The organism is Frankia sp. CcI49, from assembly GCF_001983215.1.
Classification (GTDB): domain Bacteria; phylum Actinomycetota; class Actinomycetes; order Frankiales; family Frankiaceae; genus Parafrankia; species Parafrankia irregularis.
The window spans coordinates 40,087-60,916 of the sequence record NZ_MOWP01000049.1; the positions used below are offsets into that span (position 1 = coordinate 40,087).

At 69.5% G+C, this 20,830-nt stretch carries 20 protein-coding genes; 9 read left to right on the top strand and 11 right to left on the bottom strand.

What is annotated here, in order from left to right:
• Positions 1–5 precede the first annotated feature (5 nt).
• The 3 genes from CcI49_RS37455 to CcI49_RS37465 are packed head-to-tail and all read left to right on the top strand — an operon-like array spanning position 6 to position 1,760.
• Positions 6–452 carry an SRPBCC family protein gene (locus CcI49_RS37455; protein WP_054566351.1) on the top strand — a complete coding sequence of 149 codons (447 nt, stop codon included), beginning with the start codon at positions 6–8 and terminating at the stop codon, positions 450–452.
• Positions 449–952, top strand: a complete 504-nt coding sequence (locus CcI49_RS37460; RefSeq protein ID WP_054566350.1) for a MarR family transcriptional regulator — start codon at positions 449–451, stop codon at positions 950–952. Before CcI49_RS37455 ends, CcI49_RS37460 begins: the two co-directional genes overlap by 4 nt.
• Before the next feature lie 28 nt (positions 953–980).
• The gene (locus CcI49_RS37465; protein ID WP_054566349.1) at positions 981–1,760 is read left to right on the top strand and encodes an SDR family oxidoreductase; all 780 of its coding nucleotides are present in this window, start codon (positions 981–983) and stop codon (positions 1,758–1,760) included.
• A 214-nt stretch (positions 1,761–1,974) separates the two neighbouring features.
• Here CcI49_RS37465 and CcI49_RS37470 read toward each other — a convergent pair whose 3' ends face one another.
• Positions 1,975–3,495, bottom strand: a complete 1,521-nt coding sequence (locus CcI49_RS37470) for a DHA2 family efflux MFS transporter permease subunit (RefSeq protein WP_083473178.1) — start codon at positions 3,493–3,495, stop codon at positions 1,975–1,977.
• Between the two features lie 289 nt (positions 3,496–3,784).
• Here CcI49_RS37470 and CcI49_RS37475 point away from each other — a divergent pair, with 289 nt between their 5' ends.
• Genes CcI49_RS37475 through CcI49_RS37490 form a run of 4 tightly spaced genes read left to right on the top strand, consistent with a single transcriptional unit; the run spans position 3,785 to position 7,513 of the window.
• Positions 3,785–5,053: a beta-ketoacyl-[acyl-carrier-protein] synthase family protein gene (locus tag CcI49_RS37475; protein WP_054566348.1), complete on the top strand. Its 1,269-nt coding sequence runs from the start codon at positions 3,785–3,787 to the stop codon at positions 5,051–5,053.
• Complete coding sequence (locus CcI49_RS37480) at positions 5,050–6,288, top strand: ketosynthase chain-length factor (protein ID WP_076834376.1); 1,239 nt, start codon at positions 5,050–5,052, stop codon at positions 6,286–6,288. Before CcI49_RS37475 ends, CcI49_RS37480 begins: the two co-directional genes overlap by 4 nt.
• A gap of 20 nt (positions 6,289–6,308) precedes the next feature.
• On the top strand, positions 6,309–6,593 hold the full coding sequence (locus CcI49_RS37485; RefSeq protein ID WP_076834378.1) for an acyl carrier protein: 285 nt from the start codon (positions 6,309–6,311) through the stop codon (positions 6,591–6,593).
• The gene (locus CcI49_RS37490) at positions 6,590–7,513 is read left to right on the top strand and encodes an MBL fold metallo-hydrolase (RefSeq protein WP_076834381.1); all 924 of its coding nucleotides are present in this window, start codon (positions 6,590–6,592) and stop codon (positions 7,511–7,513) included. The genes CcI49_RS37485 and CcI49_RS37490 overlap by 4 nt, the downstream gene beginning before the upstream one ends.
• 257 nt (positions 7,514–7,770) lie before the next feature.
• Here the strand turns inward: CcI49_RS37490 and CcI49_RS37495 are convergent, their stop codons facing one another.
• From CcI49_RS37495 to CcI49_RS37535, 8 genes are all read right to left on the bottom strand, one after another.
• A complete protein-coding gene (locus CcI49_RS37495) occupies positions 7,771–8,517 on the bottom strand; it encodes an AfsR/SARP family transcriptional regulator (RefSeq protein WP_054566344.1) in 747 nt (248 codons plus the stop codon).
• 735 nt (positions 8,518–9,252) lie between these two features.
• Complete coding sequence (locus tag CcI49_RS37500; protein ID WP_054566343.1) at positions 9,253–9,897, bottom strand: nucleosidase; 645 nt, start codon at positions 9,895–9,897, stop codon at positions 9,253–9,255.
• Between the two features lie 59 nt (positions 9,898–9,956).
• Positions 9,957–10,958 carry a DNA-3-methyladenine glycosylase 2 family protein gene (locus CcI49_RS37505; protein ID WP_158230880.1) on the bottom strand — a complete coding sequence of 334 codons (1,002 nt, stop codon included), beginning with the start codon at positions 10,956–10,958 and terminating at the stop codon, positions 9,957–9,959.
• Positions 10,959–11,049: 91 nt separating this feature from the next.
• Positions 11,050–12,384 (bottom strand): alpha/beta hydrolase, encoded by a 1,335-nt coding sequence (locus CcI49_RS37510; protein WP_076834383.1) that lies wholly within the window; start codon positions 12,382–12,384, stop codon positions 11,050–11,052.
• Entirely contained in the window at positions 12,381–13,874 is a 1,494-nt protein-coding gene (locus CcI49_RS37515; protein ID WP_083749956.1) for an SRPBCC family protein, read from the bottom strand. Before CcI49_RS37515 ends, CcI49_RS37510 begins: the two co-directional genes overlap by 4 nt.
• A 141-nt stretch (positions 13,875–14,015) precedes the next feature.
• Positions 14,016–15,596: a long-chain fatty acid--CoA ligase gene (locus CcI49_RS37525; protein WP_076834385.1), complete on the bottom strand. Its 1,581-nt coding sequence runs from the start codon at positions 15,594–15,596 to the stop codon at positions 14,016–14,018.
• A gap of 11 nt (positions 15,597–15,607) precedes the next feature.
• Complete coding sequence (locus tag CcI49_RS37530) at positions 15,608–16,087, bottom strand: SRPBCC family protein (protein ID WP_076834387.1); 480 nt, start codon at positions 16,085–16,087, stop codon at positions 15,608–15,610.
• 10 nt (positions 16,088–16,097) lie between these two features.
• Positions 16,098–17,567, bottom strand: a complete 1,470-nt coding sequence (locus tag CcI49_RS37535; protein WP_083749958.1) for a coproporphyrinogen-III oxidase family protein — start codon at positions 17,565–17,567, stop codon at positions 16,098–16,100.
• 339 nt (positions 17,568–17,906) lie between these two features.
• Here CcI49_RS37535 and fabG point away from each other — a divergent pair, with 339 nt between their 5' ends.
• Positions 17,907–18,692, top strand: coding sequence for a 3-oxoacyl-ACP reductase FabG (gene fabG, locus CcI49_RS37545; protein WP_076834394.1), 786 nt, complete (start codon positions 17,907–17,909; stop codon positions 18,690–18,692).
• Between the two features lie 93 nt (positions 18,693–18,785).
• Here the strand turns inward: fabG and CcI49_RS37550 are convergent, their stop codons facing one another.
• Both CcI49_RS37550 and CcI49_RS37555 read right to left on the bottom strand, forming a co-directional pair.
• On the bottom strand, positions 18,786–19,445 hold the full coding sequence (locus tag CcI49_RS37550) for a maleylpyruvate isomerase family mycothiol-dependent enzyme (RefSeq protein WP_054566335.1): 660 nt from the start codon (positions 19,443–19,445) through the stop codon (positions 18,786–18,788).
• A 129-nt stretch (positions 19,446–19,574) separates the two neighbouring features.
• Positions 19,575–20,165 (bottom strand): TetR/AcrR family transcriptional regulator, encoded by a 591-nt coding sequence (locus CcI49_RS37555; RefSeq protein ID WP_054566334.1) that lies wholly within the window; start codon positions 20,163–20,165, stop codon positions 19,575–19,577.
• 374 nt (positions 20,166–20,539) lie between these two features.
• Between CcI49_RS37555 and CcI49_RS37560 the strand changes: the two genes are divergently transcribed.
• Positions 20,540–20,830 (top strand): hypothetical protein (locus CcI49_RS37560; RefSeq protein ID WP_158230881.1); only part of this gene is annotated, 291 nt, incomplete at its 3' end.

The window sequence follows — 20,830 nt, forward strand, 5'->3', positions numbered from 1 at the left end:
CAGCCATGTGGACCACCGAGTACAGCGCCGTTGCGGATGCCGCCCCCGAGGCGGTCTGGGCCGCGCTGCGTGACCTGCATTCGGGCGTGAAACTGAGCGAGCGCAGTGACACCTTCGAGCTCCACGGCCCGTTCGTCGTCGGCACGGAGCTCTCGGTGACCCCTGCCGGCCAGGACACGTTCCGGTCGAAGATCGTCGAGCTTGACGAGCCGAAGGTCTATGCCGACCAGACCCAGTTCGGCGAGCTGACCCTGTTGTTCCGGCACGTGCTCATCCCGCTGGAGCCGGGCCGGACGAAGGTCACGCACCACCTGGAGATCAGCGGCCCGGGATCCGACGACGTCGGGCCGGAGCTGGGCCCGCAGATCAGCGAGGACTTCCCGGAGGCCATGGCCGACCTCTTCACCGCCGCGTCATCCGGGAGCGTCCCCCAGGGCACACCCACACCGTGACCCGGTTCGCTGGCGGCCCCGCCGACAGCCCGGGTTTTCTCCTCTGGCGGACCACTCTGCGCTGGCAGCGCTCCGTGGCCGACGCACTCGGGCCGCTGGGGCTCACCCACGTTCAGTTCGTGCTGCTGGCGTGCGCCTGGTGGCTCAACCGGCAGGGCCAGCAGCCCAACCAGGTCACGATCGCCGCGCAGGCCGCCACGGACGTGAAGATGACCTCCGAGGTGCTTCGCCGCCTCGAAAGCCGCGGGCTCGTCGAACGGCGTCCCGACACCCGGGACACCCGGGCGAAGGTCATCGTGGTGACCGATGCGGGAGCCGCCCTGGCGCTGCGTGCGTTCAAGGTCGTCGAGGACGCCGACGAGGCCTTCTTCGGCGACGCCCCCGGTCCGCTCATGGAGGAGCTGCGCCGGCTGGCCCAGTTCGGTGTCGAAGCCACGTCGGATGCCGCGGGCCGCGCCGGCGACATCCAGCCTGCCGGCACCGACCGCGAAGCCGGGTAGTCCGACCTGACGGAAGGTGTCGTGGGGCGTGGAGCTCACCGGGAACGTGGCCGTCGTCACCGGAGGCACACACGGTGTTGGCGCGGCCATCTGCCAGCGGCTCGCCGCCGATGGTCATCATGTGGTCGTCGCCCACCACGCCCCCGCCGCGGCGGCGGCCCGCGATCTCGTGGCGGAGCTGACGGCCGCCGGCTGCTCGGCGAGCACGCGCCAGGTCGACCTGACGAGGGCCGACCAGGTCGCTGACCTGTTCGACGAGGTGCTCGCCGACTACGGGCGGGTCGACCTTCTCGTCAGCAATCCCACCGGCGGCACGGCACGTCTGGTGGCCGAGCTGGAGACCGACGTCCTCGACCAGACCCTGGCCGCGAACGTACGGGGCGCGGTGCACCTGCTGAGAGAGGCAAGTAGCCGCCTCGCCGAGTGGGGAAGAATCGTCATCCTCACCTCCACCGTGGTGGCGGCTCCGACAGTGGGTTCGGCGGCCTTCGCGGCGAGTATGGCCGCAAGGGAGACATTGGGGAAGGTCGCCGCGAAGGAGTTCGGCACCCGCGGCATCACCGTCAACTCGCTGCGCATCGGTCCGGCGGACCCGGCTGGCCCGACGTCGGCTGGCCTGCCGACGTCGGGCCCCGTGCCGGCCGGCGGCGGGGCAGCCGGCGGCGGGGCAGCGCCGGCCCATCCGTCGCCGCTCGGGCGCCCGGGCCAGCCTCAGGACGTCGCCGATGTCGTGTCGTTCCTGGTGAGTGACGCCGCCAGATGGATCACCGGCCAGGTGATCAGCGTCGACGGCGGGGCAACCGCCTGATTCTTCGCGGTTGCCCGTAACGCCCGTCACGCCTGCCTCGACGGGAACATTTCGGGCTCATCGTGTTCGCCCCAGGACTTCGACCGCCCGGCTCGCGGCTGGCGGCTGGTGCGCGCGAGGACGCCGCCGGCTCCGCCCCCTCGGGTGACCCGGTGCCGAGGACAACGAAGCCGGCGGCGGTCCGCCGGATCACCTCCGTCTGATCAACGTCCGATCACCGCCGGCCCGGTCGCCCCGCGGATGCCACCAGCCAGCTCGCCGAGGCGACGAACAGCCCCGACAGCGCGCACAGGCACCAGAACGGCGCGTGGAAGGTCGCGCTCCCCGTGCTGCCTGCCGCCGTGACGTCGGCGCCCGCGGCCCAGCTGAGCACCGTGACCAGCAGGGCCGCACCAACCGCGCCACCAAGCCGGAGAAAGACGTTGATCATCGTGACGGCATCCGGGAGCTGCGCCGGTTCCACCGCGACGTACGCCGCGGTGGAGGACGGAACGACGGACAGTGCGTTGCCGACACCCAGTACGAACAGACAGCCCTCGATGACGATCAGGTCGATGCCGTCCGGGAGCAGCGCCACCGGAACGAACGCCACGGTGGTCAGCAACCCGCCGGCGAGGGACACCGGGCCACCGCCGAACCGGTCGGTCAGCCGGCCGGCCACCGGCAACACCGCGGCGCCTGCCGCGAAACCGATCATCGCGAGGCCCGTCTCGACGACGTCATACCCGCGCGCGAGCTGGAAGTAGAGCGCCCAGATCACCAGCGCGCCGAACTGGATCACTCCGGCGAGGAAGCTGGACGCCGCGGCCGCGGCGAACACCCGCCCGGTGAGCAGGCGGGTGTTCAGCAGCGGCGTCTGGACGCGCCGGCCACGCCGGACGAACGCTCCGAGCGCCACAACTCCGACCAGCAGGGGGATGGCGATCAGCGGCAGCGACCGTCCGTGGTGGTCGCTGGACCAGCTGACCGCGAAGGTGAGGGCGGGCAGGGCGATACCGATCAGGGCGAAGCCGGTGAGGTCGAAGTTCGAGCCCGGCGCCCGGTCACCGCGCGGGATGAGCCTGCGGCCGAGCCACAGGCCCACGACGCCGACCGGAATGTTCACCAGGAACAGCCACCGCCAGGACGCATGCGCGATGAGCAGGCCGCCGACTGTCGGTCCGAGCGCGGGACCGAGCACGAGCGCCATTCCGACGGTACTCATCACTCGGCCCATCAGCTTCTTGCCGCTGACCTGGGCGATGATTGTCTGACCGGCGGGAAGGAGCAGACCACCGGCGAACCCCTGTGCCGCACGCGCGGCGACGAGGGAGCCGATGTCCGGTGCTGCCGCGCAAAGCGCCGAGGTCACGGTGAAACCGGTGAGCACCCACAGCCACAGTGACCCCGCCCCGATTCTCCGGCTGGCCCATCCGCACAGCGGAAGGCCGATCACCAGGGCCAGGAGATACCCGCTGACAATCCACTGGGCGGTCGAAAGGCTCGCGCCGAGGTCCTGGGCCACCGTCGCCAGTCCGACGTTCACCAGGGCGCCGTCGAGCTGTGTCATGAACGCGCCGACGACGACGACGCCGGAGACGAGCCATACGTGTCGCCCCACCACCTGGTCGTCGGCACCTGCCTCCTGGCGATCGGGAGGTGTGGCGTCCGCGTCCGCTTCCGATATCGGGGGTGGTCCGACGGCGCTCCCCGGCGCCGCCTCGTCGCCCGTGAGGTCGACCGGTGTCGACGACATGCTGCCTCCATCCGACGCGAGATACCTGGACGTACGGGGAAAAGGTGTTCAGGACGTCCTATCAGGGCTGCCTGGGGCCGTACTCAATCTCCACTCAAAGATCCGGCGGAGATCGTCTGATTCGTGCGCGACCGGGCGCTCAGTGATGTTCGAGAACCAGTCGTCAACCTACCGTGTGGCACCGGACGGAGAAGTTTCGGGGAGGCAGCTCGCACCCTGGACGGCCGGGCCTGAAGGAAAGGTTGACGATGGTTCCCTGGTCTGGTTTCTGCGACCGTGGAGCGGGCACGTGAACCGCCGGGTCGTTATCTCGGGAATTGGCGTGCGGACGCCGGGCGGCGGTGACCGCGAGGCATTCTGGGAAATGCTGGCCTCCGGGCGCACGGCCACCCGGACGATCTCCATGTTCGACGCGTCGCCCTTCCGCTCCCAGGTCGCCGCCGAGGCGTCGTTCGATCCGGCGGTGGACGGGCTGACGGCGCAGGAGACGGAGCGCATGGACCGGGCCGCGCAGTTCGCCGTGGTGTGCGCGCGTGAGGCGGTGAGCGACAGCGGTCTGGACGTCGACCGCGTGGATCCGGCCGCCATCGCCGTCAGCATCGGCAGCGCCGTCGCCGCCGCCACCAGCCTGGAACGGCAGTACCTCGCCGTCTCTCACGGCGGCCGCGACTGGGTGGTGGACAACGACGCGGTGTCGCCCCACATGTTCGACTACCTGATACCGAGCCGGATGCCGGCGGAGGTCGCCTGGACCGTCGGCGCGCAGGGGCCGGTGGCGATGGTCTCCAACGGCTGCACATCGGGCATCGACGCCGTGGGACATGCCTGTCAGCTGATTCGCGAGGGCCGGGCCGACGTGGCGCTGGCCGGTGCGGCGGACACCCCGATCACCCCGATCGTCGTCGCCTGCTTCGACGCGATCAAGGCGACCACTCCACGGAACGACGATCCCGAGCATGCGTCGCGGCCTTTCGACCGGTCGAGGGACGGCTTCGTGCTCGCCGAGGGCGCCGCGGTGCTGGTGCTGGAATCCTACGAGCACGCCCGGGCGCGTGGAGCCCGCGTCTACGCGGAGGTGGCCGGATACGCCTCGCGCTGCAACGCCTATCACATGACCGGTCTGAAGGCCGACGGCCGTGAGATGGCGGAGGCGATCCGGGTGGCGATGGACGACGCTCGGGTGGGCCCCGGGCACATCGACTACATCAACGCGCACGGCTCCGGAACGAGGCAGAACGACCGGCATGAGACCGCGGCCTACAAGCGTGCCCTGGGAGACGACGCGTACCGGGTCCCGGTCAGTTCGATCAAGTCCATGGTCGGTCACTCGCTCGGCGCGATCGGCTCGATCGAGATCGCCGCCTGCGCGCTGGCGATCGACCGGTGCGTGATCCCACCGACCGCGAACCTGTACGAACGTGATCCCGAATGTGACCTCGACTATGTTCCGATCACCGCGCGCGACGCGCGCCTGGACGCCGTACTCACGGTGGGCAGCGGGTTCGGTGGTTTCCAGAGCGCCATGGTGCTGCGTCGTACGACGGGCGCCCCGGCATGAGCGCCGTCGTCGTCACCGGGATCGGGGTACTGGCGCCCGGCGGGCTCGGCCTCGAACCGTTCTGGGAGGGCGTCTGTGATCGCCGTTCTGGCATATCCGAGCTGACCCGGTTCGACACATCCGGGTTTCCGGCTCGGCTCGCGGGCCAGATCACCGGGTTGGACCCGGCGGAGCTGCTGCCGAGCCGCCTGCTGGTCCAGACCGATATATCCACCCGGTTCGTGCTGATCGCGGCGGACTGGGCGCTGCGGGACGCCAAGGTCGAACCGGGCACCTACACCGACTACGAGACCGGTGTGATCACGTCCAACGCCTGCGGCGGGTTCGAGTTCACGCACCGTGAGTTCCGCAAGCTGTGGACGACCGGCCCGGCCGCGGTCAGCGTCTACGAGTCCTTCGCCTGGTTCTACGCGGTGAGCACCGGTCAGATCTCCATCCGCAACACGCTGCGTGGCCCGAGCGGCGCGCTGGTGGCCGAGCAGGCCGGTGGGCTGGACGCGATCGGCCATACCTGCCGGGCCGTCAGGCGCGGGACGCCGATGATGCTCACCGGCGGGGCCGACTCGGCCCTCGATCCGTGGGGATGGGCCGCCCAGCTTTCAGGTGGTCAGGTGAGTACCGCCACCGATCCGGATCGGGCCTATCTGCCTTTCGACACGGACGCACGCGGATATGTCCCAGGCGAGGGCGGGGCGATTCTGGTCCTGGAGGACGCCGGCACGGCTGCGTCCCGTGGTGCCCAGAATCTCTACGGCGAGATCGCCGGCTACGGGTCGACCTTCGACCCGCCGCCCTGGTCGGGTGGGCGGCCCGCGCTCGGCCGCGCGGCCCTGCTGGCGCTCGAGGACGCGGGTATCGGCCCGGCCGATGTCGACGTGGTCTTCGCCGACGGCGCCGGCGTCGCCGAGCTGGACCGCAGCGAGGCCGAGACGATCACCGAGCTGTTCGGGGCGTGCGGCGTCCCGGTCACCGTGCCGAAGGCGGTCACGGGCCGGCTGTACTCGGGCGGCGGACCGGTCGACGTGGCCGTCGCGCTGATGGCCATGCGTGACGGGTTGATCCCTCCGACCGCTGCCACCGACAGGGTGCCCGACAGCTACCGGATCGATCTCGTGCGCGACGCTCCGAGACCGGCCGACCTGGCCCATGCACTGGTGCTGGGGCGCGGGCGGTGGGGGTTCAACTCGGCCGTCGTCGTCCGTCGAAGCCCGCGACCGGGCAGCGAAACACCCTGACAACGAGAGGACGAACGTTCATGGCTGCCATGACCCTTGACGAGCTGTGCCACCTGCTGGTGGCGGTCGCCGGAGAACCGATCGCCGAGGTGGCCTCGACCGACCTGGCGGACACCGAGTTCACCGAACTCGGGTATGACTCCCTGGCCCTGATGGAAGCGGCCGCACGCATCTCCCAGGAGTACGGTGTGCGCATTCCCGACGCCGACATCTTCGAGATGCAGACCCCACGTGACCTGCTCGACCTCGTGAACGGGGCACCCGGGGCCGGCGACCTCCCCGCCCCCGTGGCGGCGCGGCCGTGACAACAGCGGCGACCTCGACCAGATCAGAGCTGGTCGAGGTCGCCGAGGACGTCTACGCCTACACCCAGCTGCCCGGTGGGTGGTGTGTGAGCAACGCCGGCCTGGTCGTCGGCCCCGACGGGGTCGTCGTCATCGACACGCTCGCCACCCTGAACCGTGCCCGGCAGCTGCGGGAGACCGTCGACGGGTTCGGCGCGGGGCCGCGCCGAACGGTGGTCAACACCCATCACCACGGCGATCACACGTTCGGCAACCAGGTGTTCGGACCAGCGGCCGAGATCATCGCGCACGAGCGGGCCGCCGAGGAACTGGCCAGCACAGGTCTCGCCCTGACCGGCCTGTGGCCGGACGTCGACTGGGGCGACCTTCAGGTGCCGGCCCCCACGCTCACCTTCGCCGACCGGGTCGCGCTGACGGTCGGTCGGCACCGCGTCGAACTGATCCACGTCGGGCCTGCGCACACCAGCAACGACATCGTGGCCTGGCTGCCCGAACAGCGGGTCCTGTTCACCGGCGACGTCGTCCTGTCGGGCTGCACGCCGTTCACGCTGATGGGTTCGGTAGCGGGATCGCTCACGGCGATCGAACGCCTGCGTGCCCTCGAACCGGCCACTGTCGTCTGCGGGCACGGAGCGGTCGCCGGGCCGGAGGTTTTCGCGGAGAACGTGGCATACCTGCGCTGGATTCAACAGATCGCCGCCGACGGGGTCGCGGCCGGCTGGTCGATCAGCCGTGCCGCCCGCGCGGCAGGGCCGGGCGAGTTCGGTCACCTGCTCGACCCGGAGCGGGTGGTCGGGAACCTGCACCGCGGGTACGCCGAGGTGGTCGGAGGACCGGACGCCCCGCCGCTGGACGTCGGGCCGGTCTTCGCCGAGATGGTGGCGTACAACCGGGGACGTCTGCCGACCTGCCTGGCCTGAGCACCGCCGAGGGCGGATCGGGCGCGCCGCTGACAGCGTGATCGCTGCGGCCGGCGTGCCCGGCCTGCCCGAACGATCCGAAAAGAACACTGCGCGTTCGCCGAACGTCGCCCGCCAGGGCCGCACCGCACCAGGGCCGCACCGCACCAGGGCCGCACCGCACCAGGGCCGCACCGCACCAGGGCCGCACCGCACCAGGGCCGCACCGCACCAGGGCCGGGGCCCGGCCCCGGCGGGCCGGGCCGGCCTGCCCCGACCTACCCGAGGACCTCGTGGTGCAGCCGTTGGACCTCGGGCGTCGGCTGGAGTCCGAGCTCGGCGTCCAGGATCTGCCAGAGGCGCTGGTAGGCCTGCAGCGCCTCCGCCCGCCGACCGCAGCGCAGCAGCGACTTGATCAGCTGGGCGTGGAATCCCTCGTTGAGCGGGTGCTCGGCCACCAGGGAACGTAGCTCGGGAATGATGTCCCGGTGCCGCCCGAGCTGTTCTCGGGCATCGATGCGAAGACCGAGAGCGGTCAGGCGGAGTTCCTGAAGATAGGTGACGTGCGCCTTGAGGGCCGTCCCGGTCGGCATGCCCGCGAACGGGCACCCGCGGGACATCTTCAGCGCGTCGGTGAGCGTGACGACGGTCGATTCCGGGTCACCCCGCTCCAGGCTCTCGCTGCCTTCCCGGACCAGGCGCTCGAAGACGACCGAGTCGATAGCGTCCTGGTCGGCGGCGAGCATGTAACCGGGTGGCTGGGTAACCAGCAGGCGTTGGGCGTTCGGGACCCGCAGACTCTCGGTGAACATCTTCCGTGCCATATAGACGTAGGTCTGCAGCGTGGCCTGCGCGCTGCGGGGAACCTGCTCCCCCCACAGCTCGTCGATCAGCATGTCCACGCTGACGGTCTCGTTGTTCATGGCCAGGAGCAACGAGAGCATATGGCCGATCTTCGATCTGGCGAGCGCCGTCGAGGCAGTGCCGTTCGCGATCTCGACACGGCCGAGTACCTTGAATTTCATATCGCCCCCGTCCGAATCGGACACGACGCGTGCGGGCGGAGCCGCGGGCTTCGTGTCGCTAGATATGGGACTGACTGAAACTGACATGGGGAATCAGCGGAATACCCCCGACCGACGGAGAAGGTAATGGCCCGGGCGTGGAGCGCGTCGCACCCGGCGAGGTCGTCTGGCGCTGGCGCCGAACGAGAACGGGAAACCGCTCCGCACCGATCCTCTGCGACGCGTGAATACTGACAGGCGACCATCTACAGCGATGTAGAAGGTCCTCCCCCGAGATCTCCAACCGACCATAATACCCAGCCCCGTGGTTCAGGATCCCACCCCCTCTCGAAGTTGATCCTAACCCCTCCGCATTGCCAGAGTAAGCCTTGCGCCAGCGCTGAATTTTCGACAAACATGACCTGGATCACAGCATTCTGGATCTTGAAGGTTGTTGTGGCCGCAAACGGCGGGCGACGGCCTTTGGCTGCGGTAGATGTATCGTCCCGCGGACCGCGGAGTGTTGGCCGTTGCTCCGGGCACCGTTCCGAAGAATGCTCTGGTCAACGGGGTGGCCCGGGCTTGAACCGCGACCATCGGACCGAATAGCCGGATGGCGGAAAATCTCCGTCTGTCGGACTCCTGCCACTGGTTTGGCGGTGCCTGCGGCCGGCCGGCTCGCCACCGGAACAACACAACGCAGCCCATTCCTGTCGGATATCCGTCACCGGCGGGAATGCCGGCGATCCCGACCAGTCAGGCCGGGTGTGGGCGGAAACGATCGAGGAAGTCGACGGTGGCCTCGGCGAGAACGGCGGCCCCGCGCGGCACCGCGACGCTCCAGTCGTCCGACGCCGACTCGTCCGCGGCATCGGAGACCCATTTGACGGCACGGACCGGCGTCCCGAAGGCATGGCAGGCCGCGGCGACCGCGTAGCACTCCATGTCCACCAGCGCGGCCCGCGCCTGCAGGGCGGTGCGCAGGGATCCACCGGCGACGAAACGGTCGCCGGTGGCGATCACCGATCCGTCGCCACCGGACAGCGCGAGCTGGCCACGCACCGGAATGCCGAGCGCGTTCAGGCTCGCGGCATCCAGATCCCAGGCCCAGGCCGTGCTCGGCCAACGCAGCCGGGCACCGGTTTCGTCCAGCCCGCCCGCGGTACCGACGTTGATCACGCCGATCGACGTCGGGTCGTCGAGCCGGGCCAGCGCCGCGCTGACAGCGACGGCGGCGGCGGTCTTGCCCGCTCCCGTGATCAGCACCGCGAGCAGCGCCGGATGGTCGCGCGGAAGTGCCGCGACCTCGGCTTCGGTCGCCGCGGCCACGAGCCACTTCCGGACCCCGCCCTCCGGCGGTGCCTGCAGGTCGATCTCGCCCGCGCCGGCCTGGGGAGGCATGTCGGCCTCAGCCCACTCCGACTCAGCCCACTCCGAGCCCGGTGCCCCGTCCAGCCCTCTCATCCGCCCGCCCTCAGGTAGTGCGCCCAGTAGCCGGCCTGGGCGCCGTACGGCGCCGCCAGGGAAACCAGATCCGACGCGGACACCTCCGCGCCGTACACCCGCCGGCCGGCCTTGAGCAGCTCGGTGTCCGTGGGCAGGCGCTCCATCCGCCCCAGCCCTCTGATCATGACGAACGTCGCTGACCAAGGCCCGATTCCGGGCAGCGACAGCAGGAACCGCTCCACCTCGTCGACGTCGCCGGTGCGCAGGAACGTCTCCTCGATCTCCAGGAGACGCCGGACCGAGCCGGACACGTACCCCGCCTTGCGGCTGTTTCCCAGGATCCCGGTGAGAACCTCGAGCGGGAGTTCGGCGAGCTGGTCAGGACTCGGGAACGGTGTCACCTCGGCCCCGAAGCCCGCCAACGGCGGGTTGAGGTGCTGCATCAGCCTTAGCTTCACGGCACGGGCAGCGGTGATGGGGGTCCGCTGGGCAAGGATCGCCCACACGATGTTCTCGTACGGCGAGGGGAACTTGACCTGGTGATAACCGTGCAGACGGTGTTCCACCCGGGCGAACGGAGGATCGGCCGACGCGGCCGACGCGAAGGCGGTCAGGTCGTCATCCAGGGAGAGGTAGAAACGCAGCCGGTCGGTAAGCGCGTCGAGAACGTGCTCGGATGGCGAATGCGGCGCGGCGACGGTCACCTCGACACCGGGACCGTCACTGCCCACACCCGGGCCCCCGCCAGAGTCGGGGTCTGGGCCCTCGTCGTCGGCCGGCGACGGGCCGATCCTGGTAAGGAGCAAACAGCCGTCGATACGCCAGGCCTTCACCAGGTGCGCTCCGGCGGCGACCTGCTCGCCTCGGGTGGCTGGAAAGCCGCAGACGAAATCGAGGGAATGGTCCCACCGGAACGGCGGCCGCGCCGGTATCCGGAAGCGGTGCCACACCCTGGTACCGACCGCGGCGGCAGGTGCCGACGGCGACGCGGGCAGGGGCTGGCTCGGTGGGCTCACGTTCACCGGATCCTCCCGGGCAGCGGTACAGGACGGGCACCACACCGACAGAGCAGGGCACCGGTACGGAACATGTCACGGGGTATCCGACTCAGCGCGGATCGGGCCGCAGGTGGTGTGCCACCCAGTCCGCTATCTCGATTCCACACAGGTTGATCATATTCAGGCACACGTGTGCTTCGCTTTCGTGTGTCACCAACTCGTGTCTGGTACCCCATGCCCGGTCGAGCTCCACCAGGTCGGCGAGTGGGAAGATGTCGTCAAGCGCGCCGTGGACGCTGAGCACCCGGGTATGTGGTGCGGGATCTGACGGAAACGCAAGTGCATCGAAGCGGTGCTGCATGTCGTCGTCGTGGAGCGGCTCGCCGCCGCCGAAGGTGTAACGGAAGTCGTCGCGCAGCCGGCGCGGCAGGGTCGCAAACGGGGCGATACGCGGGCCGCCGGAGAAGTTGACCACGCATCGCAGTGACGGCCCGAGCGTCCGAGCCACCCGCAACGCGAGATAACCACCGAAGCTGACGCCGAGAAAGGCCATCCGATCGGCCGCGAGGCGGCTGTCCGCACGCAGCGCGTCCAGCAGCGCCGCGACGACGCTCTCCATATCGACGCGCAGGGGCGTCTGGCCGGCGTCCAGGCCCTGGCCCGGGCCCTCGAACAGCACAGCCGCGATCCCCCGGTCGAGGTACGCCTCCGCCAGCGAGAGGATCTCGACCTCCGTCATCGAGTCGAGCCCGTTGGACAGGACGACACAGGCCAACGGCCGATCGGCATCGCGCGCCCGTCGCGGTGGAAGGTAGAGCCAGTACGGCACCGGTTGCGCGCAGACGCTCCCCGCCGGGAGGGCCCTGGCCTCTCGGCGCACGCCGCCACCCAGGTCGCCGCCCAGGTCGCCGAGGCCGCCGAGGCCGCCGAGGCCGTCCTGCGCCGGATCGGGACTGGTCAGGCTGCGTTCGAAGCAGGTCCGTACCAGGCGGCGCAGGCCCAGTTTGCGGGCCCGGTCACCGAAGTCCATGAACTCCGCCCAGTGGTAACAGGCGGCTGCACCCCGGTAGGCGCGGGCCTGCCCGGCGGCAGTGGTCGAGGCCACGGCCGCCGCCACGTAGACCTCGGCCCGCGCGGTCCAGCGGGCCCTCCACTCGTCCCAGAACCCGGCCGAGCCCAGATCGATCTCGGTGAGCCCGAAGCCGTCGAGTGCCAGCGCGACATCACCCCAGTGGATCTGCGGTGCGTACCGGGCCTGCAGAAACATGAGGCGGGGAAGGAAGTACCCGCACGCCTCCAGCACGGCGGCGGGAACCCGCGCCGGACGTGCGCGCCGGACGTCCGGCGAGCCGCCGAGACCAGGCGCCACGGCCGTGGCACCCGAGCCGTTCGCCGCCGTGGCTTCGGGCGCGCCCGTCCCGCCGGACGGGGCGGCCCTGCTCACGGCTGGCCGGCGGAGCGGTCCAGAGCCCGCCCGCAGGCGTCCACCGTCGCCCGGCTGTTGCGTTCCAACAGGTCGGCGACCAGGGTCTTCCGCCGCCGGAGCTCATCCGTTCCGGACACCTCCGCGGAGCCGTCGCGATCGAGGACCACGGTGTGGTGCGAGATCACCTCGCTGCCGCCCGCGATGCCGCGGACCTGCCAGTGGCCCGCATGGCGGAGCATGGCCGGCGGTGGCTGTGGCTGGAAGTAGGTGATCGACAGCGTCCGCTCGTCACAGTGCCGGACGCTGCGGATGCTCTCCAGCTCACCGGCCGACCCTGCCGTACCCGGCGCGGTTCGTACCTTCATCGTGAACTCCTGGTGGACGCCGTCGTCGTAGAGCACGTCCAGGGAGTCGAGATGATCCAGCATCGTCGGCCAGCCACCGATGTCGGCCAGCAGCGCGAAAACCCGGTCAGGGCTGTGCGGCAGGCGGTAGCGGCTGGTCAACGACACCAGCGCTTCGGTGTTCTCCTCGACGAAGGCCCGGATCGCGAGCAACTCGGCGGCGGCGTTCCCGTCGACGAAGTCACGGACGAACGCCGCGGCCTCGGACCGGGTGCTGATCCCGTCACGGATACCGCGAACGTCGGCCAGCAGCCGCCAGTGGCGGTCCACCGTCAGCAGGCAGCGGCCGTTCTCCAACGGCACGACCCGCCAGACCCCGTGCATCGACTCCAGGAAGGGCATCGGCACCGGAAGGTCGTACTCGACCCGCCGCACGGAGTCGACGTRGCGGCGGCGGGTGTTCCAGGCGACCGGCCTTCCGTCCTGCTCCGCCTCGACGCGGACCGTTTCCTGGTCATCGGAATGCTCCAGCACCGAGGTGCCGACGCAGGCGGCGAACAGGCGGGGCCAGGAGTCGGTCGAGCGGATCAGTCCGTACACCGTGTCCGGATCCGCCCGCAGGACCACCGAATGACGGAGGAAGCCGTCCAGCCCGATCGCGTCTCCCCCATCCGCCTGCGCCGCCCCGGCCGCCGCCCGATGCGCCGCGCCACGGAGGTTGCCCAGCTCGGTGTGGGAGTTCGCGTCGATCGCCGCCCCGATGAACCGCTCGGCCTGATCACGGGTCGTCACGCCCTCGACCTGACCGCCGATGTCGTCGCACAGGTCGTAGTCATGCTCCAGCAGCAGCACGCACTGGGTGGCGTTGACTCCTATCACCCGCCACGTGGTGGTCATCGCCTTCACCAGCGGCATGGGCACGACGACGGTGGCCGACACACCGAACAGGCCGGTGTGGAACCGGCGGTGTGACTGCCAGGTCATCGGTTCGCCGCCCACGAGCGCGGAGATCTCGATGTGCTCCCCGTCGGGCTCTTCCGACAGGACGGTGACGGACTGGCACGGCTCAAGCAGCGTCGGCCAGTCCCGGCTGCGGCGGATCACGTCGTAGACCTGTTCTGGAGGCGTGTCGCAGACGATGGAGTGGCTGGCGTGATATCGCACGGCTGGTCTCCCTCAGGACGGGCTTGGTCTGGTCGACGGTGAGCGGTCTGGTCGACGGTGAGCGGTCGGAGCGTGGGCCCCCGGCACGCAGGGCTCCCGGAGCACAGGGCCCCCGGAGGCGGCGAAGCAGAACGCGGCGCTTCAGAGCGGGAACAGCGCCTGCCGGTCGATGGCCCGCTCGGTCTCAGCACGGAGGATCTTGTCGTTGCCGCTCTTGGGAAACGGATCCGCGCTCGCGTAGAGCAGATCAGGCCATTTCTCCCTGCTCAGCCGGGGAATCAGGAACTCGGCCGTCGCCCGGCGCAGCGCCGCCGGGCCGTCGCGGGTGACAGGCCCCCACAGGCAGGCGACCGGCGTCCGGGTGTGATCGTTCTCGCCGCCGCCACGCAGTCCGACGACGACGACCTCACCGACACCCGGCATGCCGGCAAGGACGGTCTCGACCTCCTCCGGATAGATGCGGTGGCCGTCCTGGCTGAGCACGCTGGTTCCGATACGGCCCTTGAGCAGCAGATCACCGGCCGGGCCGAAGGCGCCCATGTCGCCGGTGCGCAGCCAGGGACCCGGCGGGTCGAGGCGACCGGTGGTGATGTCGAGGTAGCCGTCCATCATCAGGTCGCCGCGCACGACGATCTCTCCCACGCCATCGGGATGGCCCGGCAGTGGCTCGAGGCGGACCCCCACGGTGCCGTCCGGCCGTCCGACGCAGTAGGTGTCCTCGAATCGTCGCTGCCGGTGCGCGGTCTCGTCGAGCCAGCAGAACGGGCCGTAGGTCTCGCTGAGGCCGTAGCCCTGCACCCAGTCGCACGGCATCAGCCGGCGGCCGAGCTCCAGCAGCCGATGTGGCATCGGAGCCGCTCCGTAGGCGACGACCCGCAGGCAGGACAGGTCCGTGCCGCCGGCGACCGCGGCCGCCACGAACCGCTCCATCGCCACCGGCCGCAGCATGATGTGGCTGGCACGTGACCGGGCGACCTGCGCGGGCCAGGTGGAGACGTCCCGGCCGTCCGGGATGATCAGCGTCGCGCCGTGCGCCAGCGCGCCGAAGGAGAAGATGACGCCGGTCGTGTTGTTGAGCAGCCCGGACATGAACACCCGCGCGTCGGAGCCGAACGCGAGCCGCTCCGTCACGGCCATCACCCGGCGGGCGACGACGTCCTCACTCAGGCTGATGGCCTTCGGAGCGCCGGTGGTGCCGCTGGTGAACAGGACCAGGAATCCGTCGACGGGATCGGGACACGCGATGGGCAGCGTCTCGTCGTCCTCGTCGTGCCCGCTCGGGGCATCCAGATCGCTCAGGGCACCCAGGTTGTTCAGGGCACTTAGGTCGCTCAGGCCGACGAGGCGCGGACAGACCGCCCGCAGATCGGCGAGGCCGACACCGTCACGGCGCTGGTGCACGACGGCGTCCGGCCGGGCAGCGGTCGCGATGGACCGCCACTCGGGCACGGCGGCCGCCGCCAGGTTGTAGGGCATCAGCACCCGCAGCCCCAGCGCGCTCGCCGCGGCCAGGGTGACCACGGCATCCAGGTCGTGGTCACAGACCAGCAGCACCCGGTCGCCGGCGGCGACACCGTGGTCCAGCAGCCGGCGCGCGCGTCGGGTGACCGCCGCGCGCACCTGACGTGCCGTGTGGGTGGCCCCGGCGTGTTGGACGCAGGCGCCGAACACGCCGGGGCGGGTGCCCCGGTCCAGCAGGGACACGAGCTTGTCGGGAGACACCGCGGACGGCCTCAGTTCGCCACGATCTCGGCGAGCTCGTTGAGCGCGGTGGACAGGCCGCTCTGCAGGTGCGGCCAGATCTTCGCACCGAACATCTCCACCGCGTCCTCGACGATCTCCGCGCGGACCTCATGGGTGAGCCGTACCAGCCCGCCGAGTGGCTCCATGCGATGACTCGTCCGGATCGTGCCGAACGGCAGGACGGTCTCGTCGGAGAACTCCTCCCCCTGGGTGACGGAGGTGATGGTGACCTCCATCGGCTGGCCCCCGGCCGGGGTGAGGGTGAAGGTGTTGCCGGCCTTGAAGTTGCCGTGCAGCTTCGTGCTCTCGATGCCGGTGTCCCAGCTTTTCCAGGCGTTGACATCGACCCACACCGCCCAGATGTCATGCATGTTCGCGCCGACCGTCACCGTCGCGGACGCGAGGAAGTCCTGGGTTCCGGCCTTCACTGCGCCGGACGCCGGCGCTTCGGGTTCCCGTACGTCGGTCATCGTCGGCCTCCTACGCCGTCGCGAGGGTCGGGTCCGCGTCGGGCGCGGCCGGGAAGAAGGTCACGCCCCGGTCGCCCAGCCAGTACTCCCGGCTGTGCGCGCCGACCTCGACCATGACGCCGTTCAGGGACCAGTTCGGCTCGTTCAGGGAGTCCGAGTCGTTCCAGAACGACGGGTTGAAGAACTCGAGAATGACGTTGGTGTGCCAGATCAGCCCGAGCTGGGTCAGGCGCATCCGGTCGTCGGTCAGCTCGACGAGTCCCTTGCGTTCGAGCCGCGCGAGTTCGTCGGCGAAGTCCTCCAGGAAAGACGTCCCGAACTTGTCCCGGTAGAACGAGTACTCGATCTCGTAGTAGAGCAGCGCGAAGACGACGTACCGCTCCCGCTCGACCCGGGGCGAGAGTTCGTCGGTGATGGTGCTGATCAGGAAGTCACCGCCTTCCACGGCGTCGATGTACTTCTCGACATCGGTCTCGGTGCCCAGGCGGTAGCCGTCGAAGTAGCTGTAGGACCCGGGGCCGACAGCCAGGGTGTCGATGTACACCTTCCAGTTCCAGTGGTTGTACATGTTCTCGTAGCCGGGCTTGCAGAAATGGTCGACCATGTACATGGTGTAACCCATCTGCTCGGCTATCTCGACGGCCTCGCGATACATCGCCTTCACCATCGGGCCCTCCGGGTCCTTCGGCGCGCTGAGCCGGCCCCGGCTGATGAGCTTGTCCTGGATGGTGTCCCGGTGAATCCGGTAGAGGTAGATCGTGAAGTGCGGCACGTCGAGCGTCGCCAGCGTCTCCAGGTCACGCTTCCAGATGTCGAGCGTGTGCCCCGGCATGTTGTACATGAGGTCGAGCTGGATGTTGCGGAAGCCCCTGGCCTGGAACGCCCGGATGACCCGGGCACTGTCCTCGGCCGCGTGCGGCGACCCGATGACCCCGAGAATCTCGGGCTGGAAGGACTGGACACCGAGACTCAACCGGTTGATCTTCGACTGCGCGACGTACTCGATCTTCTCGTCGTCGAAGTCGCGCGCGTTTCCCTCCAGCGTGAACTCGGCGTCGTCGGCGACCTCGAACAGCTCGTGCACGGTGTCGACCAGGCGGCGCAGGCTGCTGGTCCGCAGGATGCTGCCGGTCCCTCCGCCGATGAAGATGGTGCGGATGCGACCGGTGCCGAACTTCCGGTACGACGCCCAGTGGCGGAGATCCCGCACCAGCGCGTCCACGTACCTCTCCTCGCGGCCACGGGAGTCGTTCTCGGGCAGCAGGCTCGCGAAGTAGGGACACGACTTGCAGCGCGTGCGGCAGAACGGGACGCCGATGTAAAGGACGAAGTCACCACCGTCCTGGTGCATGTCGATATGGCTTTCGAGCCACTCCTTCCCGCCGGTGGTGCGATRCATTCCCGGCGGGTAGAGGATAAACGGCAGGTAGCACTTGCGGGGATACGGATCAGTGCGTTCCTCGTGCTCTGTCAGCGTCATCTGCCGGCTCCTCGCGCAGAGTGAGCCTTTCCATCGCCGACTCGGACGTGCGGCGTCCCTGACCGTCGGCCGTGAGATGGAAGGGCTCAGCGTTGGACTTTCGGGCCGTTCCGGTGGTGCCGCCGCGCTCCAGCGCGGCCGACGCCACGATCGCTCTGGATTCTCGAAGGCCGGTCGGAACGCACTCCATGACTGCGTCCAGTGCCGGGCCGGCGATCACGGAGGCGGCTTGAGCGCGATTTGAGCGGGCCCGCCTACAAACGGCTCGACCGACACCGGTCACGAAGAACCGGACCCGGCCCGGACCGGTCTGGTCCGGGCCGAAGGAATGGAGCAGACATGGTTGCCAGTGCCCGGCGGGTCGCTCTCGTCACCGGAGCCACCAGTGGAATCGGACTGGAAACTGCCCGTGCTCTCGCCGCCGACGGCCACCGCGTCTACCTCTGCTCGCGCCGCGCCGAGGCCGTCGCCGTCACCGTGGAGAAGCTCGCCGCGGAGGGCTGGGAGGTCGCTGGAGATGCCTGCGACGTGACGTCGCCCGCCGCTGTCGACCGCCTGGTCTCCGCCTGTGTCGAGCGTTTCGGCCCGATCGAGATCCTCGTGAACAACGCCGGCAGGCCCGGGGGCGGCGCGACCGCCGAGATCGACGACGAGCTCTGGCGCGACGTCATCGACACGAACCTCACGAGCGTCTTCCTCGTGACCAAGCGGGTACTCACCATCGGCGGCATGACGCGGCAGCCCTATGGGCGGATCATCAACATCGCGTCGACCGGAGGAAAGCAGGGCGTGGTGCACGCGGCGCCCTATTCGGCGTCCAAGCACGGCGTGGTCGGTTTCTCCAAGGCGCTCGGCCTGGAACTGGCCAGAACCGGCATCACCGTCAACGCGGTCTGCCCGGGATTCGTCGAGACACCGATGGCCGAACAGGTCCGGGAGCACTACAGCGGGATCTGGGGGGTGGGGACGGCGGAGGTGCACGAGCGGATCACCGCCCGGGTTCCACTCGGGCGGTACGTCGCCGCGGACGAGGTCGCCGCGATGGTGCGCTACCTCGTCAGCGACTCGGCCGGCGCGGTCACCGCGCAGGCCCTCAACGTCTGCGGCGGCCTCGGCAACTACTGAGCCATCGGGCGACCGTCTGCATCTGCCCCCCGCGACAGATGCAGACGGGTCACCGCGAGTGGCTCAGTCGTCCCGAGGGCGATGGGGGTGTCATCAGGGCTCCTGGGCGGGCACGAGCCCGTCCCGCAGGACCCGCGTTCCTTCACCGGACAGCCGCTCCACCGCGGCTGTCCGGCCGGTAAGCAGCAGCAGGATCGCGTACATAGGACCGTCGACCGGCGCGCCCTCGCCGACGCTCCAGTCCGCGTCGGACGCGGTGAGCCGCAGTCCCCTGAGTCGTTTCCTGGGAAAGAAGGGGTAGCCGAAGGACGGGAAGGCAACGGACCAGACCCGGTCGGCAGCGACGGCCGCGGCGTCGGCGGGTGTCTCGAGGAGCCGGTCGAGGGGAGTGGCGATGTCCAGGCCGTGCACGAGGATGTCGATGAGGGTTTCCCGGTAGGTGACGCCCACGTTGTGCTTTCGCGAACCGACCATTCCGCGAATCTCGGCGATCATCTGCTCGATCGGCATCTCCGCGCGCAGGCACGCCGAGCGGTGGATTACCCGCTTCATCCCGCCCGGTGACCGGGCAGCCATGCGAAGTGCCGCGCCCGGCCCGGTCTGTTGCAGGGTCAGATGGGCCGCCACATCCCGCACCGTCCAGCCGCCACACAGCGAGGGCGTGCGCCATTCTTCGTCGGTCAGTTTCTCCAGGAGGTCAGCGACCCGTAGCCGTTGGGTGTCGATGGCCTGCCAGGCGTCGTCGATGTTCATGYTTGTTCCTCAACGCTTGGTGGAGTCTCCGCGCCGCGACCCCGCGGAGGCATGGCGAGACAAGGTGTTCGGGAAGTTCCCGGCACCGAGATCGGTCATGGTGCGCCTGGCGCCTGGCGCCCGAGCTCATCAGGAGCCGCTGGCCTGTGAGCCCTGCTCATGCTGGGTCTGGATCAGTGATCTCAGCAGGGCGTCGAGGTGTGCCGTCGGGTCGAAGTCCGGGTCGGGAATCGCCAACTGGTGGAGAACGAGACCGGTCAGGTAGTTGCCGACGACATGGAGGTGGTGGTCGGGGTTCGTCGACCCCACCAGGCGCAGCCAGGTGGTGAACCAGGCGTTCACCCGGGCGCCTGAATCCGCCAGCTTCTCCCGCAGCTCAGGCCGGCGGGAAGCCTCGACGAGGATCGCATACCGGGACAAGGTCAGCGCCCGCTCACGACCCGCGCTGTCGCGGGCGAAGGCGGCCAGGGCCTTGGCCAGGTCCGTCGTCGTCCGCGGCGCCAGGTGCGCGGCCAGCTCCTCGAAGTTCGCCCGCTCCCGCGCCGGTACCCGCTCCACGATCGCGTCGAACAGCGCCTCCTTCGTCCGGAAGTAATTGGACGTCGACCCCGCGGGCAGGCCTGCGGCGGCATCCACCGCGCGATGCGTCAACGCCCGAACGCCCTGCTCCCCGAGCAGGGCGATCGCCGCGTCAAGAAGGTCATCCCGCCGACTGGCCACGGCAGAACACTACATCCATAGTAGATCTCACTGCAAGTGTAGTAGGAGCGCGAGATGCCACGCCTGCGCGACGGGTCCACTGGGGCTGGTCACGACAATGTTCCGCCAGCCGTCTCGGCGAGCCAGACACTCCCGCAGCGCGGCGAGCGCGGCATACCTCCAGAATCGAACACACGTTCCATACACCTGGCGGCACCGGACACCACCCACCCGGACCGACCTATGTGAATTTAGGTTAGGTTACCTTACACTGGTGGTATGGATGGTCRGCGCGGTGAGGGTTCGCGATGAGCGGGGATTCCCGTGAGGATGCGGGGAGTCCATCGGTTGGGGAAGCGGTGCCTTCCGGTCGGGGGGTGAGCGGTGGGAAGCGGTTGCCTCTTTCGTTTGCCCAGCGCGGGAACTGGGCGGCGCAGCGGTTGTTCCCCGGTTCTGCCGCGTTCTGTGTGTGCGACCTGGTGTGGCTTGACGGGCCTGTCGATGCCGGGGTGTTCGCTGACGCGGTGAGTGGGGCGTTCGCGGAGACGGAGGCGCTGCGGGTGGTCGTTTATGACGATGACGGGGCTCCTTCGCAGTCGGTTGGTGGGAGGCTGTCTCTGCGGACGGTGGTTCCCGAGGAGGTGCTCACCGATGAGGAGATCCGGGCCGTGGTTCGCGCCGGGGTG